At 41.6% G+C, this 19,762-nt stretch carries 17 protein-coding genes; 7 read left to right on the forward strand and 10 right to left on the reverse strand.

Going from position 1 to position 19,762, the window contains the following annotated elements:
- Positions 1–44 precede the first annotated feature (44 nt).
- Positions 45–530, reverse strand: coding sequence for a YajQ family cyclic di-GMP-binding protein (locus tag AC0L46_RS00990; RefSeq protein WP_317003872.1), 486 nt, complete (start codon positions 528–530; stop codon positions 45–47).
- Positions 531–614: 84 nt separating this feature from the next.
- On the opposite strand from AC0L46_RS00990, the gene AC0L46_RS00995 reads away from it, so the two are divergent.
- Positions 615–1,565 carry a ketopantoate reductase family protein gene (locus AC0L46_RS00995; RefSeq protein WP_473505099.1) on the forward strand — a complete coding sequence of 317 codons (951 nt, stop codon included), beginning with the start codon at positions 615–617 and terminating at the stop codon, positions 1,563–1,565.
- Positions 1,566–1,631: 66 nt separating this feature from the next.
- Here the strand turns inward: AC0L46_RS00995 and AC0L46_RS01000 are convergent, their stop codons facing one another.
- The 3 genes from AC0L46_RS01000 to AC0L46_RS01010 form a co-directional block, all read right to left on the reverse strand.
- Entirely contained in the window at positions 1,632–2,465 is an 834-nt protein-coding gene (locus tag AC0L46_RS01000) for a CvfB family protein (RefSeq protein WP_473505101.1), read from the reverse strand.
- Positions 2,466–2,544: 79 nt separating this feature from the next.
- Positions 2,545–3,105, reverse strand: coding sequence for a DUF1415 domain-containing protein (locus AC0L46_RS01005; RefSeq protein WP_317003869.1), 561 nt, complete (start codon positions 3,103–3,105; stop codon positions 2,545–2,547).
- A gap of 169 nt (positions 3,106–3,274) precedes the next feature.
- A complete protein-coding gene (locus AC0L46_RS01010) occupies positions 3,275–4,120 on the reverse strand; it encodes a polysaccharide lyase family 7 protein (protein ID WP_473505103.1) in 846 nt (281 codons plus the stop codon).
- Positions 4,121–4,374: 254 nt separating this feature from the next.
- On the opposite strand from AC0L46_RS01010, the gene AC0L46_RS01015 reads away from it, so the two are divergent.
- Entirely contained in the window at positions 4,375–5,598 is a 1,224-nt protein-coding gene (locus tag AC0L46_RS01015) for a DEAD/DEAH box helicase (RefSeq protein ID WP_473505105.1), read from the forward strand.
- A 109-nt stretch (positions 5,599–5,707) separates the two neighbouring features.
- Here AC0L46_RS01015 and ribA read toward each other — a convergent pair whose 3' ends face one another.
- Both ribA and AC0L46_RS01025 read right to left on the reverse strand, forming a co-directional pair.
- Positions 5,708–6,316, reverse strand: a complete 609-nt coding sequence (gene ribA / locus AC0L46_RS01020) for a GTP cyclohydrolase II (RefSeq protein WP_414682411.1) — start codon at positions 6,314–6,316, stop codon at positions 5,708–5,710.
- Between the two features lie 96 nt (positions 6,317–6,412).
- Positions 6,413–6,886 (reverse strand): Lrp/AsnC family transcriptional regulator, encoded by a 474-nt coding sequence (locus tag AC0L46_RS01025; RefSeq protein WP_414682412.1) that lies wholly within the window; start codon positions 6,884–6,886, stop codon positions 6,413–6,415.
- 194 nt (positions 6,887–7,080) lie between these two features.
- On the opposite strand from AC0L46_RS01025, the gene leuA reads away from it, so the two are divergent.
- The gene (gene leuA, locus AC0L46_RS01030; RefSeq protein ID WP_473505107.1) at positions 7,081–8,730 is read left to right on the forward strand and encodes a 2-isopropylmalate synthase; all 1,650 of its coding nucleotides are present in this window, start codon (positions 7,081–7,083) and stop codon (positions 8,728–8,730) included.
- 96 nt (positions 8,731–8,826) lie between these two features.
- Here leuA and AC0L46_RS01035 read toward each other — a convergent pair whose 3' ends face one another.
- From AC0L46_RS01035 to AC0L46_RS01045, 3 genes are all read right to left on the reverse strand, one after another.
- The gene (locus tag AC0L46_RS01035) at positions 8,827–9,750 is read right to left on the reverse strand and encodes a GGDEF domain-containing response regulator (protein ID WP_473505109.1); all 924 of its coding nucleotides are present in this window, start codon (positions 9,748–9,750) and stop codon (positions 8,827–8,829) included.
- Entirely contained in the window at positions 9,747–14,222 is a 4,476-nt protein-coding gene (locus tag AC0L46_RS01040) for a PAS domain S-box protein (protein WP_473505111.1), read from the reverse strand. The genes AC0L46_RS01035 and AC0L46_RS01040 overlap by 4 nt, the downstream gene beginning before the upstream one ends.
- A gap of 133 nt (positions 14,223–14,355) precedes the next feature.
- A complete protein-coding gene (locus AC0L46_RS01045) occupies positions 14,356–14,607 on the reverse strand; it encodes a hypothetical protein (protein WP_473505113.1) in 252 nt (83 codons plus the stop codon).
- Positions 14,608–14,870: 263 nt separating this feature from the next.
- On the opposite strand from AC0L46_RS01045, the gene AC0L46_RS01050 reads away from it, so the two are divergent.
- From AC0L46_RS01050 to AC0L46_RS01065, 4 genes are all read left to right on the forward strand, one after another.
- The gene (locus tag AC0L46_RS01050; protein WP_414682417.1) at positions 14,871–15,272 is read left to right on the forward strand and encodes a GFA family protein; all 402 of its coding nucleotides are present in this window, start codon (positions 14,871–14,873) and stop codon (positions 15,270–15,272) included.
- 58 nt (positions 15,273–15,330) lie between these two features.
- Positions 15,331–15,702, forward strand: coding sequence for a methionine-R-sulfoxide reductase (locus AC0L46_RS01055; protein ID WP_473505115.1), 372 nt, complete (start codon positions 15,331–15,333; stop codon positions 15,700–15,702).
- A 479-nt stretch (positions 15,703–16,181) separates the two neighbouring features.
- Entirely contained in the window at positions 16,182–16,631 is a 450-nt protein-coding gene (locus AC0L46_RS01060; RefSeq protein ID WP_414682419.1) for a MerR family transcriptional regulator, read from the forward strand.
- Entirely contained in the window at positions 16,618–19,146 is a 2,529-nt protein-coding gene (locus tag AC0L46_RS01065; protein ID WP_473505117.1) for a heavy metal translocating P-type ATPase, read from the forward strand. The genes AC0L46_RS01060 and AC0L46_RS01065 overlap by 14 nt, the downstream gene beginning before the upstream one ends.
- A gap of 136 nt (positions 19,147–19,282) precedes the next feature.
- Here AC0L46_RS01065 and AC0L46_RS01070 read toward each other — a convergent pair whose 3' ends face one another.
- Positions 19,283–19,726: a DUF411 domain-containing protein gene (locus AC0L46_RS01070; protein ID WP_473505119.1), complete on the reverse strand. Its 444-nt coding sequence runs from the start codon at positions 19,724–19,726 to the stop codon at positions 19,283–19,285.
- Positions 19,727–19,762 lie beyond the last annotated feature (36 nt).

Below are 19,762 nucleotides of genomic sequence, written 5' to 3' on the forward strand. Positions count from 1 at the left end.
GGAGCGCTAATTACAGCCCTCCTTTCGTAACAAGAATTTAGAAATTAATCTCTAAAGTTGGTAAATTGTACTGGCTGAGCAAGATCAGCGCCGCGCAGCAACGCCATAACTTGTTGCAAGTCATCACGTTTTTTTCCAGTCACACGAAGTTGATCGCCTTGAATTTGAGCCTGAACTTTAATCTTGCTCTCTTTAATCATTTTAACGATTTTTTTAGCTTCGTCCGTCTCAAGACCCTCTTTCATTCTTACTGCTTGAGAGGCACGCATGTTGCCTTTTTCCACGGCTTCTTTTTCTAAACTTTTTAAATCTATACCACGCTTAACCAGTTTTTGATTCAAAATGTCAGACATTTGACGAAGTTGAGGCTCAGCCTCTGCTTCCATTACGACACTTGATTTGTCTTTAACTTCGTAACTTGCCTTAACACCTTTGAAATCATAACGTGTTGTAATTTCTCTATTGGCTTGATCAACTGCATTGCTGACTTCGTGCCAATCTAGCTCAGAAACGACATCAAATGATGGCATTTTTTTACTCCTTTGCATTTCCAATCATGTATTTTTGGAGCGATAATAGCAGGGATTGAAACAAAATACCTAATGGAACCTATTATGAAGAATACACCTTGGCTTATCGTAGGTGCCGGTGCTATAGGCCTTTTCTGGGCCTGTAAGCTACAAGCGCTCGGTCACAAAGTACATCTCGTATATCGTTCAGAAAACCCAGGAAAAAAAATCACATTAGATTCCCTACCGGATACCACGGAGCAAAATGAAAGCATTCGATCCGAGCATAAGATCAAAAGCTTTACCGCCCAAAAACTTTTAGAGCAAGACAGCATCGAAAACTACAACAAAGTCATGTTGTGCACTAAATCCTTCGATTTAAAAAGCGCTTTCCTGCAAATCGCATCAAAAGTATCGGAAGACGCCAATATTGCATGCCTATGTAACGGCATAGGCGCACAAGACGAACTACAAAATACCTTATCGGAAAACCAAACTTTATGGGCTGGCGTAACAAGTGAAGGTGTTTTAAAACTAGACTCCAACCACGTAAAACATACTGGCCTTGGGGACACTTACTTTGGTCAATGGACGCCCACCGATCCTGCTCGCATATTTCCATTGAGTCATTTGACTGTCGCTAACATACACCAAAAAATCATCGAAAAACTTGCAGTCAATGCCACCATAAACCCCATGACAGCACTCTTCTCAATGCATAACGGCGACATTTTAAACGAAGAATATAAGCCGTTGCTTGAGGCAATAACCGATGAATTGGCTGGTGTCTTCTCTCATTCCAAATTTGATTATGTGGAACAAAGTCAGCACTTAACTTCCGATAATTTAAAGAATCGCGTGAATACCATCGCCCAACTCACTCGACTCAATCGCTCTTCAATGTACGAAGACATAAGACAAGATCGCCCGACAGAAAATGAGTTTATTTCTGGTTTTTTAATCAAAAACAGCCCCATCGAACTACCCATTCAAGAGTTACTCTACAAGGGTATCGCCTTCCCAGAGCAACGCGAAGAAAGCAAAAAAAGCTACTAAGTCTTACTTAGTAGCTTCTCATTCGCAGACAAAAGCATCTTCGACAGAATCAAACAATAGACCGAACTAGAGTTTGGTTACTTTTTCTTTTGTTAGCAAAATTTTCTTATCTTTATAAAGTGCACCTAAAGCTTTTTTGTATGTTGCTTTACTGACTTTAAACACAGCATAAATGGCTTCTGGTGAAGCTTTATCCGTTAAAGGTGATTCTCCACCTTGTGCATCAAGGTAATCCAGAACATCATCTAAAATGTTACGAACTTTTTTATAGCCTACTTCCTGAAGACTCAAATCTATCTTGCCGTCTTCACGCATTTGCTTAATAAAGCCGGTAGTTTTCTCTCCTTTTCGCAACTGCCTAAAAGCATCTTCAAAAAACAGAACGCCCCAGAATCGATTATCGATAACACACTTGAAACCGATATTGGTTTTATCACCAATCACAATAGACACTTTATCGCCCACACGATAAGGCGCTTCTTCTCTGTTTAGCAGCGCATCGACCTTTGTCGTTGCGACAATTCGATTGGTAATATTATCCAAGTAGATAAAAAGTAAATGGGTTTCGCCCTCTTCTACTCGGTTTTTTTGCTGACTAAAAGGCACAAGTAAATCTTTAGGCAAACCCCAATCAAAAAAAGCGCCTACTTGATTCACTGCCACCGCTGTTAATGCGGCAAACTCACCAACCTGCGCCTTAGGGAAATCGGTTGTTGCAATCAGCTTGTCATCTGAATCCAGATAAACAAAGACTTCAATCTCTTGGTCTAAGGTAATATTTTTAGGAACATAGCGTTTCGGCAATAGAATTTCGCCCAGCTCTTCTGCATCCAGATAAACACCGAAATCTTTCTCTTTAACGACTCTTAATGTGTTTAAGCGCCCAATTTGTGTAGCCATAATTTCTCCGGCAAATATTTTTTTCGCACTATACGCACTTCACAAGTAAGCGCAACAGGAACGCTTTTAGATTCTAAAATCAGTCATCATTCGCTTTCATACAATTTGCAAACATATCATCTAACTTAGCTTTGCCAAGGGATTCCATTTTATCAATATTTTGATTTGGTATTTCAGAGGTATCACCATAAAACTCAATGGCTTTATCTAAGCTATTTTCTCTTAATAGATGCAGCATAGGATAAGGCGAGCGATTTGTATAATTCGATACGTCATCTGGCTCAGCACCAGAAAAACAATAATCAGGGTGAAAAGTAGCAAGCTGATAAACGCCTTCACAACCTTGATCAAACATCAGGTCTTCTGCTGTCTCGACAAAATCCAAATAGCGATGAAATCCTTTAAATAAAGTAGGAAAAATCAGCAAGGTAGTTTCCGTTTCAGGGTGCTCATCCAGCCATTGAACTTCTGCCATTAACTCCTCTAAAGCCACTTCCACTTTTTTGGAGCGAAGCACAACAAAACGAACACTTTCCTTCTCCACTTCGCGCTTGGCAAATGGGCAAACATTCAATGCCACAATAAAATCTTTAACCCAACTCGTCGTTTGAGCAATGACTAATTCATCTGATAGCAACATAGCGCATCTTCTTATTAAATTATTTTAAGGTATTTTAGAGCAAAGCTTAGGGAGGGTCTAACATCAATGCCTGAAAGCATGAGCAAATAAAGAAAAGAAGGTAAAAAAGGCTAAAAAGAAAATGGCTACTTTCATGCGATATGAAAGTAGCCATTACTTAAAACACTAACTATTTGTTCTCGATTTTGTACTCAAGAGACTTGAAGTGAACTTCACTGGTACCGTTTTTAAATTGGTTATACACGCCTGCTTTGAAGTAGCTGTGCAAATGTTTCCAGTAGCTAATGTCATGATTAACTTTCGTTTCACCGTTTACATTTATAAGCATTTTAGAATTACCGACTACGATATCAAAATGCGTTGGCGCTTTAGGATCAACCGGCCCCAAATCTAATTTGATGTAAGCATTCTTACATTCAGTCGTTCCTTTGTTACCACTCTTCGAGCCACAATCTACAGCATTGTTTTTGATAATTGCCCAATAATGGTCTTTTTTACCACTACGTTCAGCTTCATAGACAACACGCATTAGTGGATGAGGTATGTAACCTTCACCGCTCGTTCCGCGAGGACTTTCGCCATTACCACTGTTATGCACTTGCAAGAAAGTCATAGCGTCATTTTTGGATTCACTATTTTTCACAGACTCGCGAGGATTGATTGGCATCAAGTCAGCAGTAAGGTGATAGAAAGTGTTCGGTAAAGACGTATCGAAGTTATCAAGAATGCGAACTTCACTACGGTTTTTATAACCCGTCATGTTAAAAACAAGAGACTCGGTCGCTTTATCCACATAAAAGTGCTCACTCACAACACCCGTAAAATCGCTGTCAGTTGCTACTTCACTCTTATTACCGGATTTACCATTAGGGTCGGATACTTGCAGTTTTGATTCCGCTAGAATTGGCTGATATTGACTGTACTCAACAGGTGCAACACGATCTACAGCGAACGCGGAACCACTAACTAAGATGGCAGTAGCAATGCTACTCATTTTGATTAAATTAAGATTCATTGGGTAATCCCCTATTTATTTTTATTAATTTCTTGTGCCTAGCCATTCATCATACAAATAAATTTGACCGACAACTAGAAGCAATTAAAAAATTTTATGTAGCTTTTTGCATCTTGATGAAGATTTATGGATTCTGGTGGGCTTTCAATTTCGCAAACAAGGAAAACAGGGTATCATTCACAGCTACTTATTTAAGCCCTTTGAAATGACATGCGAACCAAGTCATTTTATTTATCCTGCTACAGAGAACTTACATGTCATTTGCTGAATTAGATCTGGATTTCACCATAGAACAAGCCATTAGCGACTTAGGCTTTGAAGAAGCAACAGAAATCCAAGAACAAGCTATCCCAATTGCACTTGATGGTTCAGACCTTCTTGCAACAGCACCAACAGGAACAGGAAAAACCATCGCTTTTTGCGCACCTGCAGTCCAGCATATTCTTGATCGCGATGAACAATCCACAACTGCGCCAAAAGTACTCATTCTTGCGCCAAGCCGTGAACTTGCTCGTCAGATTTTTAATGTGGTTGAGCAATTAACACAGCACACACGTATAGCCTCACAGCTCATTATTGGTGGCACACCTTATGGTATGCAGCAACAGCAACTTAGTGAGCCGTGCGACATTTTGGTTGCAACACCAGGAAGATTAGTAGAACTCGACGAGAAACAGTGGCTTGATTTAAGTGACGTATCTTACTTTGTTATCGACGAAGCAGATCGCATGCTAGACATGGGCTTTGTTAATGCAATTAATCACTTAGCAAAAGAGCTGCCACAAGAACACCAAACACTGATGTTTTCCGCCACATTGGAAGGCGAAAAAATGGGGCGTTTTGCCAGTGCTTTACTGAAGAGTGACACACAGCAAGTTCGCCTAGGTGAATCTTCTCGCACAGTACCGAACCAAATCCGCCAAATCGCTTATCGTGTGGACAACGAAGAACATAAAGAAGCCGTACTAAAGCACTTATTGACGCAAGAGCGTGTACAGCAAGCCGTATTGTTTGTTTCAAACCGTGAGCACGTAGATGTGTGGGTACAGCGTGTTCGTAACATGAATCTAATGTGTGACGGATTGCATGGCGAAATGAAACAAGGCGATCGCAGCGAACATATGAAGCAAATGAAGCGCGGGCGTTTGCAAGTGTTAGTCGCAACCGATGTTGCCTCTCGTGGTATCGATCTCCCTGAAATCAACACAGTGATTAATTTACGACTACCTCGCAAAGCAGATTCTTACATTCACCGCGCTGGCCGAGCATCTCGCGAAGGCGCACCTGGCGATTGCATATCTTTAATTGATATCAACGATCTACCAATGATTGAAAAGATTCAGCGATTCATGCAAGCCAATATAAAATTTGGTCGAATTGAAGGCCTTGAACCTAAAACAAAAACACGCTCACCAAGTGCTAAGAAAGGCAAAAAGAAGAAAGCGCTGGCTAAGTCAGCCAAGAAAAGCGCCAAGTAATCTTTTGATCATTCAGCGAATAGCTCAAAATTGCTAACATAAAAATCAATAAAAAAGGCAATCTTATGATTGCCTTTTTTATTACTCTAAAACACTGAATTTCAGTGCTTTAATCAAATTTCAAAGTATGCAGTTTACGCTTAGCTTTTGTCTCTAAATACTGACGATTGTGTTGATTAACATGCACTTTCGTTGGCACTAGCTCAGCGACGTCAATACCATTATCCGTCAGCTGTTGAGCTTTATCTGGATTATTCGTCAATAATCTAACTTTAGAAACTCCCAATGCTTCAAGCATCTTGGCAGCAATACCAAAATCGCGGCCATCATCAGGCAAATGCAACATTTCATTCGCTTGATAAGTATCATAACCTTGATCTTGTAGAGCATAGGCTTCTAGCTTGGCATACAAACCAATTCCTCGGCCTTCTTGGCGCAAATACAGAATGTAGCCACCTTCTTCATTAATGCGATCAATCGCCTCATCTAACTGTTCACCACAGTCACAACGACCAGAGCCAAAGATATCGCCAGTCAAACATTCAGAATGCAACCGTACCAATGGAACATAATCTTCTGCTTTAGGCTCTTCACCTTTAAAGTAAATCCCTATATGTTCTTTACCAGAATCATCTCCATCAAAGGAAATAAACTCGGCCATCACGTCTCCCGCCCTCACAGGAATCATTACCTGACGCTTAATTGTTAAATCACTCATACTGCTTCTCTTTATAGGGACTTTTATTCAATCGATCGTCCATTTATTAGGTCATAACTTCATAATTCAATGGGCAGTTATAGTATAACATTTAATTCACAGTAAATGCTTTAGTGGTAAAGCCGTACTTTCTTTTACGCTACGCAACAAAAAACTGGACTGAACACCTGTAACACCAGGGATGCGTGTTAGTTTTCCTAATAGAAAATCATGGTAAGTTTCCATGTCCTCCACCACAACTTCCAATAAATAGTCACAATTCTGCCCCGTCACCAAGTTACAGTTTCGAACTTCAGGGAAATCATTTACTTCTTCTTCAAAAACGCTAAATCGATCAGGCGTGTGTCTATCCATGCTAATTTGAAGAAATGCTGTCAGCTTCAATCCCAAACTAGAGCGTTTTAAAATGGTTACTTTTCGGTCAATTACTCCACTTTCTTCTAATGCCTTCACTCTTCGCAAACAAGGAGAGGCAGAAAGTCCTACACGATCCGCTAACTCCTGATTTGTTAAGCTAGAATCTTGCTGTAATTCTTGCAATATATTCAAATCAATTTTATCAAAGCCCATATCAATAAACCTTAATTACCAAAATTATTAATTTATACGCAATATAATGCCATAAATATTGATTTATTCATAAAAAACGCAATCTTTTACTAAACAAAATTCGTTATGATAGACACATAACAAAGCACTTACCCAAGTGCACTTACATTAAAAAATTGAGCTTATCCGCTCTACCAATGAAGAAGGGAAAGATCATGACATCTTTTGACCATACTAAGTACACGCCATTTAAATCCGTCGATATTAAAAATCGCACTTGGCCAGACCAAGAAATCACAGCCGCTCCAATTTGGTCTAGTGTGGATCTGCGCGACGGTAATCAGGCATTAGTAGAGCCAATGACGGTAGAACAAAAGAAACAATTTTTCGCCCTACTTGTTGATGTTGGTTTTAAAGAAATTGAAGTCGGGTTCCCTGCTGCCTCTCAATTGGATTTTGATTTTGTACGTTGGTTGATTGAAGAAGACCAAGTACCTGACGATGTTTACATTCAAGTATTGACTCAAGCTCGCCCAGAATTGATCGAGCGCACTTATGAGTCGTTGAAAGGTGCGAAAAAAGCCATAGTCCATGTTTATAACTCAACATCTAAAACACAGCGTGAGCAAGTTTTCCGCCTAGACAAAGACGGCATCAAAGACATTGCGGTAAAAGGTGCTCAATGCGTGAAAGATCATGCTGCGAAACACCCTGAAACAGAATGGGTTTTCCAATACTCGCCTGAGAGTTTCACAGGCACTGAGACAGATTATGCTATTGAAGTCGTTGACGCTGTTGCCGACGTTTGGCAACCAACCCCAGAAAACAAGATCATCATCAACTTGCCAGCAACCGTTGAAGTCGCAACACCGAATCGCTTTGCTGATCAAATTGAATACTTCTGCCGCAACGTAAAACAGCGTGACAGCATGATCATCAGTTTGCACACACACAACGACCGAGGTTGTGGTGTCGCAGCGGCAGAGCTTGGGTTGATGGCTGGTGCTGATCGTATCGAAGGTACATTGCTTGGTAATGGCGAGCGTACAGGTAATATGGATGTTGTAACCATGGCTATGAATATGTACAGCCAAGGCATTGATCCTAAATTAGCATTGGGAGATATGGACCGCATCATCAGTGTTGTTCAAGCTTGTACTTTGTTACAAGTTCACCCTCGCCATCCGTACGCAGGTGAATTGGTCTTTACAGCTTTCTCTGGCTCTCACCAAGACGCTATTAAGAAATGTTTGGCAAACCAAACAGACGACAAACCTTGGGATGTGGCTTACTTGCCAATCGACCCTCGTGATGTTGGCCGTAGTTATCAAGAAGTCATCCGTGTAAACAGCCAATCCGGCAAAGGCGGTGTTGCTTATACTCTTGAGCAAGAATATGGCCTAGCATTACCTCGTTGGTTACAGGTTGAATTTAGCCCATTAGTGCAGAAATTTGCTGAAGAAGATGGCGGTGTTGTTGACGCTGAATCAATGAAGAAGTTGTTCGAAACAAGCTTCATGACTGGCGAAACACCATTCAAATTAGGTAAATATGACTTAACCAAAGATGATGTTGATACAGTAAACGCTCAACTTATCGGCAAAAACGGTAACGTGAGTATTTCAGGTGACGGCAATGGTGCTTTGTCTGCTTTCAGTGAGGCATTGGGTAAACACTTTGATATGCGAATTGATATTATCCAATACCAAGAACATGCATTGACAGTGGGCAGTGATTCACAAGCTATCGCCTATGTTCAAGCAAACATCAATGGTGACCGCTTCAACGGCGTAGCAATAGATAACGATATCGTATCCGCTTCTATTCAAGCCTTGTTAGCAACGGTAAACCAAAAAGTAGCTTAGCCTTTACTTTTCTCAATAAACGAAAAGTATCAATAAACAAAAAAGCCGAAACATCATGTTTCGGCTTTTTTATGAGCTGTAAGACACATATTGCTTTTATTGATATTCAACCACTTTGTTTCGACCAGTATTCTTCGCTTCGTATAAAGCCGTATCCGCATGCTTTAAGACTTCCATTTTAGTATCTTTAGAATAATGCCCTTCAAAGATAGTGAAGCCGATACTCGCTGTTACAGAAATAACCATTTCTTCATGCAAAACTGGCTTTTCTTCAACCACATGACGACAACGCTCAAAAATATCAAAAGCCTCATCTTCACTAATATCAGGAAGAATAATACCAAATTCTTCCCCACCTAAACGCCCTACCAGATCCACGTCTCTTAGGTTTTTCTTGATCCGATCAACCACCTCGACTAAAACTTCATCTCCGGCAGCATGCCCGTAGGTGTCATTGATTGCTTTGAACTTGTCTAGATCAAAAATGGCGAACGCTAAGCCATTACTGTTCTCTTCTATTGAAGACATTTCGCTTTCTAATACAGACTCAAAAGCACGACGATTACTAGCACCTGTTAAAAAGTCAGTAGAAGCGATCTTTTCAAGTTTTTCATTCATATCGACTAAACGGCGTCTCATATCTGAAATCCGCTTCATCGCCAGCATTTTAGCTACTAGGATTTTCTGACTAATCGGCTTAATAAGATAATCATCACCACCAGCCCAAATTCCTTGTTCTACGTCGTTGTCATTGGCGCTGGCACTCAGAAATATGATGGGAAACCATTCTTGCTTTTCTTTCTCTTGAATGTCTCGAATGGCTTTTACCGCCTCGAAACCATTCATTTGAGGCATTTGCACATCGATTAAAATCAAATCGAGGTCATGAGAGTGACGTATGTATTGCTCAATTGCTTCTTGCCCATTTTGAGCCTCTACAACTTGATAGCCCAATTTACCCAAATATAACTTTAAAAGTAGACGATCCGTGTTTGTATCATCAACAATCAATACCTTCATAAATCCGCCATCATGCTCTGAAGCTCATTTTTCACCTGCTGATACATTGCACTTAATTCCTGTGTTTTAAGTACAAAATCAGGTACGTCGCCATTACGAGCTTCTTGCTCAAGCTGGGCTGCCATCGTGGACAACGAAATAGCGCCTACGTTTTGACTAATCGACTTAAGACTATGAGACACTTGAGCCACACTCTCGCAATCCATGACCAACATATCGTTTAGAGACACCATAATTGGCTCTGCGTCCCCAAAAAAAGCGTCTATTAGTAAAGTAAAATCATTACCTAGCAATTGTTTTAAATCATTCAGTACTGTCTTATCAATCACAACATCTGATACGGATTCAAAAGCTGAGCTTGCTACAGGAGCATTTTCATTCCCCAGATTACTTAAATCCCGTTTACTATCTGGCAGCCATTTGTTCAACATTTCAATAAACTCCTTCTGCTTGAATGGCTTCGGCACCAAACCATCGCCACCAGCCCGAAAAACTTCTGATAGCGCCTCTTGTTGAACATCTGCCGTCAACGCGAGAATAGGTACTCTTACCTTCTGACTATTTTTTTCTGCTTGCCTAATACTACGCATTGCAGCCAACCCATCCATAACAGGCATGTGTAAATCCATAAAAATCAAATCTGGCTGGTGCTGCTTCCACATAGCAACACCAATAGCACCATTTTCAGCTTCAATAATGTCAAACCCCATCTTGCTCAAAATGCCACAAGCTACTGCCATGTTAGCTTTCATGTCTTCAACAACCAGTATCAAGCCTTGCTTGGTGTTTTTTCTATTGTTGTGAGACTCAACATCACCATCCGCCTCACTCCAATTATCATAAGCAATCTGATGACCGAGCAAATCTTCTGATACGGCTTGAATCAGTCCTTGTTTAAGAACAGATCCACTCATCGGTTTTGGAATACAAACATTCACTCCAGCGGCCGACAAAGCATCTTGAGACAAAAAGTCAGCGGATGAAGTCATTAAAATAGTCGGCTTGTAGTTAGATACACTGATATTCCGAATAAGTTTCGAAAGCATTAAGCCGTCTAACTCGGGCATCATATAATCTAGAACAATAATCTGATACGGCACGCCTATTTTAATTGCTTGCTCTATTCTGGCGAGACCATCTAATGGATCTACTTCTATATCGGCATGAATGTCGCAGGCTTTAAGCTGGTTCTTCAGTATAGTTAAATTAGTTTCATTATCATCTATCACCAAGGTTTTTTTCGCGACCAGCAACGCCTCATCATCCATCTTTTCAATGTTAGAAATAGCATGACTCTCTGGTAAAGATAAGGTTACGGTAAATGTAGAACCAACACCCTCTTCACTAGACAAAGAAATATTCCCTCCCATTAATCCTGCCAGTTGCTTTGTAATAGCTAACCCCAGCCCTGTTCCACCAAATTTACGTGTTGTGGAGCTGTCAGCCTGAACAAAAGCATTGAATAAATGAGGCTGAATCTCTTCGGCAATGCCCACGCCCGTATCAATCACGCTCATACTAATAGCCGCAATACCTTGGGAATCCATATTCCCTTTGATAGACACTAAAACATGGCCCGTGTGAGTAAACTTAATAGCATTACTTACTAAGTTAATGAGAACTTGTTTAATTCGAAATGCATCACCGACAACAAAACGTGGACAACTGTTATCAAACTCGATGAGCAAATCTATGCCTTTCTCTTCTGCTTTCAACATTAAGAGACGCGCCACGTCGTAAACGATTTTCTCTAAGTTGAAGTCTTCTCTTTCAATTGAAAGATGGCCTGCTTCTATTTTCGAAAAGTCCAATATGCCATTAATTAGCTCTAAAAGACTTTCTCCAGAGTCTCTTAATACCGCAAGGTTTTGTCTTTGTTCTGAGTCTAAGGAAGTATCTGCTAATAATTCCGCCATCCCCAATACACCATTAAGAGGCGTTCGGATTTCATGGCTCATGGTGGCAAGGAAGTCGCTCTTAGCTTTACTCGCTGAAATGGCTCGATCACTGGCTTCACGCAATACGACTTCGGTTTCTTTTCGAGAGGTAATATCCATGTTAACCCCAACGATGTGAGAAGGCTCTCCAGCTTTATCATAGATAATGGTCGCATTCGATTTTAAGTAACGTAGCTGGCCATCTTGTCGAATGATTTTGAAGTCCGTATCCAAGTGATCTGATTGATCAAGTGCATTGTCATTATTGATGAAATATCCACCATCTTCCCCCTTATTCACAAAAGCGCTTTTTAAACGTTCTCTATCCTCAGGGTAAACACACTCTGTCCAAACTTGATAAGGCGGCTTCCGCTCTTCTTTATTGAAGCCATACAAACGATACATCCAATCATCCCAGTGAAGAGTATTGTTTTTCAAATCCACTTCCCACACACCGATGCCTGCTGTGTCCGTGGCGATTGATAAACGCAAATGCGTGTCTATCATTTTTTGTTCAACTTCCAATCGCTCACTAACGTCTCTTACATGGCCAATGTAACCGCCAAAGCTCCCATCAGAGTTATGAATCATGCTGCCAATGGTTTCAGAATGAAAAACATTGCCTTCGCTATTTTTGTAACTCACTCTATAACGATTAAGGACATCCTGAGAGGTTTGATCATAAGCCGCTCCCTTTTCAACAAAGTCATTTTCTTCCGCATAGAGCATTTGCGTGCTCTTACCAATAACATCGTCTTCCTGATAACCAAACAACTCAGAAAAAGCAGGGTTGACCATTTTAATTTTACGATCGTTACCAACCAATATGATCGCTTCGGGGGCATGGACAAATAGGGATTCGAACAAAGATTTTTGTTCAACAAGCTCTTTCTCTTTTTGAATTTGCTCTGTTTTGTCTTGGAAAGAGATAACAACCCCTTCCACTTCCCCAGACTCAGAACGCATGGCAACACAAGTGTATTCACAGACAAAAACCGAACCGCCTCGCTTATTAAAATACTCACCTCTTGCCGAACAACTTTTACCATTCAGTAAACTATTCTGGATTGGGTTCTCGTCTAGAGAAAATGGCTGACCGTCTTTGTCACGATGGGAAAGCAATTCAATCACATTACGTGAAAGCAACTCTTCCACAGAGTAGCCTAAAATATGGCAAGCAGCTGAGTTAGCAAATGTAATATTGCCACTTATATCAACGCCAAAAATACCTTCATGTACGGCTTCTAGGATCAGTCGTTGCTGCTGTGTCACAACACTCAGGTTTAATTCGTCTTGATGTCGAGTAATCTCATTGCCAACCCACTGCGATAGCAACTTCATCACTTCATAGTCATCATCACCGAAAGGTTGTGATTTAGGGTCAGGGCTTGAAAAATTCAGCGTTCCCCAACGCTTTCCTGCCACATATACAACAATCCCTATATAGGCTTCTAATCCAAAACTCTTATAGCAAGGGTGTTCTTTGATATCACTTATGGCCGTATGAAAATACGAGGTAGGAGCATCGCTCTTAAGAGTATGAATGCAATATGTTCCATCCAAGTCAAACCTTGCTCCAGGTAAGACTTCACCGCCTGGGGTTTGACTGTATTCAACATAATAATCATCGCCTTCAATGCGACTAATTAAGCCTATGGGTAAAGAGAATTGCTCAACACCCACTTGTAGAATATTTTGCAGCTTTTCATCATGCGACAAGTCAAAATTGGCCGTTACTTCATGGAGCCTTTTTAACGTATTCAAGGTTCGCTTTTGGGAAGTAATATCCTGCATGTACAAATACAGTCCTGTTACTTCCCCATTTTTAATCCTTGGAACATACGAGGCATTGATAAATCTCAACTCACCATCAGCACCTTGCTCTAAGGCATACTCAAATTTAACAGGAACACCAGATAAAGCCTTCCTTACATAATCTTCTGTCGCGCTGCAAATTTCTTCAGGTATAGCGTCTTTTACATAAGTACCAACGGCATCTTTTTTGGACAGTGAAAATCGTTGAGCATAAGCATCGTTAATAAATTCATAGCGTAGCTCTTGATCTACCAATGCAATGTAAGTCGGAATTTTATTATTCAACCTAAGAAGGTCTGTATGGCTCACTTGATCAGGGTCTGACTGCTGATCTGAAGAACCCGTTTTGGAAGAAAGCAATGAAGAAATGATACTAGTAAGAGAAACAAGATGTTTATCAAAGCCCTCTAAATCGAGTGGACACGAACGATCACTTAACACAATTAGGCTTGCATCAACATCTGCTAAAGGCTCTATAACGCAGCAAGATATAGCCTTCCCTTCTAAGGGATAAATTGTTTTCAGAGCAGGATCTTCAGCCTTTAAACAACGAATGGCAGGCAAGGAATACAGGGCTTTGAAAATACCTATTAACTCATCAGATGAAATGTCATGAATGCCACCAGAAAAGACAATAGACTCAGAATTAGAAGCGACTCCCACACAGGAAGCCCCTAAAAGAGACTTTGCAACTTTTAAAGAAGCAACTAAACCTTCCATTTGCTCATCCTTTTATTATTAGTTAACAGGCAATACGCGATACAAAACCCTCTTAAAGCAAGGCTCGCTTTCTGTATTGTTTTCTATAAAACATAACAGAAATCGGAATATTTGCGCCTTAAGACACAATTTTTTACGGAAGTAGTTTATCTACTAAAATGCAATCATTCGTCTCGTTGCGGCTTGCTTTCACCTTATCGATGATCTTTTGAGCCGCCTCCTTCTTACTAGAGCTTATGTATTTGGTATCAACTATTTTTTCAGCCTTCTCCAGATAAGAGTTCAATTCTGGAGTACAGATATCCTCAATCGCTAGAGCATTTGAAGACATCAGAACAGCAAGGCTTGGAAGAAGAACAAAAGAAAAGGAAAATTTAAAACGCATAAGATATACCTAGATAAAAGTCTCAACAAAAATGTACTCGAAAAATTAGATCATAGGCTAAGATAAAGATAAACCTAAAGCGTTCTTTTATAGTGCTTTTTATGGCAATCATAGCTTCTTCTTATAGTAGAAAAGGACGCTATAAAAACAGCAAAAGAAACAAGCTTCATCTTTATTGCACATATCCCTGATACATTTTGAATATTATATCTTTTATAGGTAAGTTTAAGGTTCATAAGAATAATCAGAAAGAGGAATGAATTATGTTAACGGGCAGCTGTTTATGTGGTGGTATTCAATACGAAATTCAAAGTGAACTAGGCGACATCATGCAATGCCATTGTCAAAATTGCCGTAAGGCTAATGGCGCCGCTTTCGCAGCAAATGCAGGCATTCCAACAAATGCATTTAGCTTACTTAAAGGACAAGAATTAGTCAGCGAATATGAATCAACACCAGGTGTTTTCCGTGTATTCTGTCAGCGCTGCGCTTCGCCTTTATACAGTCGTCGACCAAGCATGCCAGACATTCTTCGCTTAAGAATTGGCACACTTGATACCAAAATAGATAAAACACCTTCTTTTCACATTTTTGTTGATTCAAAAGCAGAATGGCACAACATTTGTGACGACATTCCACAACACAAAGAATTTCCCACTAGCTAGTATTAAAAGCAAAACGCTATTAAATACTTTCTAATAATGGAATAAGAGATAGATTCACATGAGCAACTCATACAACAAATTAACCCCTGCTGAGGCCAGTGTTATTCTCGACAAAGGTACCGAACGACCGTTTACAGGGGAATACACTGACACAATGACAAAGGGCTTATACCTTTGCCGCCAATGTGATGCGCCGCTCTATACTTCTGAACACAAGTTCATATCACATTGTGGCTGGCCAAGCTTTGATGATCAGATAGAAAGCGCCGTAAAACGCGTTCCAGATGCAGATGGACGACGTACGGAAATTGTTTGTGCAAACTGCGAAGGTCATCTAGGGCATGTTTTTGAAGGCGAAAGGCTGACTGCCAACAATATCCGTCACTGTGTAAACTCCATTTCAATGAAATTTATAAGTAACGAAACTTAAAACCACCACCATATTTATTGGCGCATTCAAACCCTGAATGCGCCAATTCTGTATAGCTAATCGGTATCTTGATTGAACTATAAGCTGGCCGCTTCCCAGCAATCAATTTTTTACAAGTGCCTTTCAATTCTACTTGCATGAAAGTTATTACAACTGTTCGAACCACTCACCATATTGTCTAACCAAAGTTAAATTGTGCCACTTTACTTTGTGAGCGCCATATTAAACAAACACAAGCCTAACTTGACGTATGTCCTACACACATGTTGTAGACTCTGCTTGGTCATCAATACTTATGATCACTTAAGGAGAGTGAAATGAATTGCTGTAATAAGCCACCTAAGGGCGGCACTACGAACCTCTCCCTTTTTATAAAAATGGTACTGGTCATGCTGGTCGTTATTCTGACCCTTGCCTATCTGTTTGGATAAATTTTCCTGACCCATAAAGCTGATTTCAACTTTATAGAGGAGTACAAGATGTTAACCACAGAAATCGCCAGATTAGTGGGTGTCACCCCGGAGACGGTGCGTTTTTACACGCGCAAGAAACTGCTCCAAGCCAGCAAAAATCCCACTAATGGCTATAAAGAATATGATCAAAGCGCAGTTGAGCGCTTACGCTTTATCAACCATGCCCGCAGCATTGGTTTTAGCCTAAAGCAAATTACCGACATTATAGAGCAGTCGGAACAAGGCACTTCTCCCTGCCCTAAGGTCAGAAGTTTGTTGCAAGAGCAGATCCAGCAAACGAAGCAAAAAATTGCCCAATACCAGCAACATTTAGCCCTAATGGAAGCAACTTACCAAAGCTGGCAAGGTCAGCCAGATACCATTCCTGATGGCAAAGCCATCTGCTGTTTGATTGAAGAATGGTCTGATAAACACCCAGCAGCCATAACAAAGGAGGTGGAAAATGAGCAAGTATAACCATACCTTGGCGCTTGCAGGCGTACGTTGTCAAAACTGTGTTAATAAGCTCACCGCAGCCCTGAAAGCCAGTGACGAGAATGTTGAGCTCAATATTAATGCAGAGAAAACCCTGCTTACACTCACTACAGAATTAGGCATCGACGAGGCCATTGCCATTGTTCAGTCCTGCGGCTATCAGGCAAGTCTTGTTGCGCCCTCAGAACAGCCAGCGCAACAGGACAATACTGATCAAATAATCGATAGCAACCAATCACGCCCTAGCAACACCAGCTCAAGCATCAAGCTTGCGTTATTGAATGTCACTTGTGCAGGCTGTGTTAACACCATAGAAAAAGCCCTGACAAAGCTTTCCGGTGTAGATGAGGTAAGCATCAATTTTGCCGCTCGCACCGCTTCGGTGGATACGCAATTACCAGCCAGCCAACTCATTCAAGCCATTCAAGCAGTGGGTTACGATGGTCACGAAATTATCGATGAAGAGGCAGAAGCCAGCCAAAAAGACAGCCGCGAAGCAGCTCTGTACCAACAAAAGCTTAAACACAGTGTGATGGGCTTAGGAGTCGGTGTACCGCTGATGCTTTACGGGCTTTTAGGCGGCCCCATGTCTGTAGACTCCAGTTTGCAGCAAGGCATTTGGTTCCTGGTCGGGATCATTACCTTTATGATTCTGTGGTTATCGGGCCAACACTTTTATCGTGGCGCTTGGAAAGCGTTTGTCCACCGTAGTGCCAACATGGACTCCCTAATCGCCCTAGGCACAGGTACCGCCTGGCTGTATTCCATGGTCGTGGTTTTGGCATCTAGCCATTTACCCGCTGAAGCCAGACACCTGTATTTTGAAGCGACCGCGATGATCCTTGGCCTCATCAATTTAGGGCAAGCCTTTGAATTAAAAGCTCGAGGACGTACCTCAGACGCCATCAAACGTCTGCTTAACCTGAAAGTAAAAACCGCCACAGTGATACGTGACGGTAAAGAACAAATTCTGCCCGTAGAGCAAGTCATGCTGGGCGATCAGATTCGCGTCAAAGCCGGTGAAAAAATCCCAGTGGATGGTGAAATCATGAGTGGCCATACCAGTGTGGATGAAGCCATGTTAAGTGGCGAACCTATCCCAGTGGAGAAACAAGCGGGCAGTAGAGTTTCTGCAGGCAGCATTAATGGTCAAGGTAGCTTTATTTTTGAGGCGCAAAAAGTTGGCAATGACACCCTGCTCTCACAAATCATTGCCATGGTGTCCAGAGCGCAAAACTCTAAGCCGCCCATTAGCCACCTTGCCGATCGTGTGTCAGCAATCTTCGTCCCCAGCGTGATGATTATAGCCATTATCACGGCCCTCGCTTGGTACAACTTAGGGCCACACCCCGCCTTGGTGTATATGCTGATTGCCGCGACCTCCGTGTTGATCATCGCCTGCCCTTGCGCCCTAGGTTTAGCAACCCCTATTTCCTCCATGATAGGCGTGGGTAAAGCAGCAGAATTTGGCGGCTTAATACGCAATGGTGAAGCCCTGCAAAAGGCCAGCGAGCTTGATGTCATCTTGCTCGATAAAACGGGCACCATTACCCAAGGCAAGCCACAGGTCAGCCATTTTCAGGCTCTGGGTGATGACACGATCATCTTGCCCCTCGTCAAGAGCCTAGAACAAGGAGCTAATCACCCCCTTGCCAATGCCTTGATAGCCTATGTACAAGATACAGCAAGCAACAGTTCCCTCGTGGAACTGAGTGGTTTTGAATCTCATACCGGCTTAGGGGTATCGGCCTTTTACCAACAGCAAAAGCTGCTGTTAGGTAACAACAAAATGATGCGTCAATTTGATATCGACATCTCTGCGGTTGAGACTCAAGCCCAGAGCTGGCAAGCCCAAGCCAATACTTTGGTGTATTTCGCCATGGACCAAAAGCTACAAGCCATATTCGCTATTAATGACCCCATTCGCGATGATTCACTTGAGGCCATCAGCCGCTTTAAGCGCCGTGGTATTCGTGTCGTCATGCTGACCGGTGACAACCCACAAACGGCCGCCGCTGTCGCTAAAAGCGCGAATATAGAAGAGTATTACGCTGAACTAATGCCTGCCGACAAACTCAACTGGCTCAGCCATTTTCAGCAACAACAACTAAAAGTGGCCATGGTCGGAGACGGCATAAACGATGCTCCGGCTTTAGCTCAAGCCGATGTGGGCTTTGCCATTGGCAGCGGAACAGATGTTGCCATTGAAAGTGCCGATATTACTTTGATGAGAAGTTCTTTGCATGGGGTGTCAGACATTATTGATATCAGCCATGCGACGATTAAAAACATTCGCCAAAATCTCTGGGGCGCCTTTGTTTATAATGCCCTCGGTATACCAATTGCGGCAGGGGTGTTATTTCCAATCACAGGTTGGTTATTAAGCCCCATTATTGCAGGTGTTGCCATGTCACTTTCCTCCATCACAGTAGTGAGCAACGCTAACCGCTTACGGCTTTATCAACCCGCTAACCTACAAGCTAGGGTTAAGGAGTAAATTATGTGGATCAATATTTTTGGTGCGCTGTTAATTGTGGCGATTATCTGGTGGTTTTGGGGGAAATAAATCACTTTGCATAATACTAGGCCACTAGATTCAAATGAATCTAGTGGCCTAAATGGTAAGTAAAATCTTAATAGCCTTGATAAAGGCCTATCTTCCCTTGGGAACTAAACTTAACCACATTAAAACCTCGGTAAGCTTCCCCTTGTGGTGCCATACCCGGCGAATACCTTGGCATCGCAGGTACCGCTAAACCCGCTATATCATCGGGCTTTTCAGCCAATAAGCGTACTATCTCTTGGGGTGGCACATGCCCTTCTATCACATAGCCTTGTACCTGTGCCGTATGACAAGACTGCAACTGCATGGGCATACCAGCATCTCGCTTAAGTGATGACCAATCATCGCTATGGTGAATATTAACCTGAAAGCCCTGCTCTTCCATTAATGCGGCCCATTTTACACAGCAACTACAGCTTGGTGACTTATAAATGTCCATCACAGGTTGTGCTAATAAATTAGCGCTCATGAGTGCGAGCGTTGCGACCACGGCAATATTTTTTATCTTTTTCATCATTACTCCTAGTCTTTATTCTTTATTTTAAGGTTA

Source organism: Marinomonas sp. 15G6-16 (genome assembly GCF_055809555.1).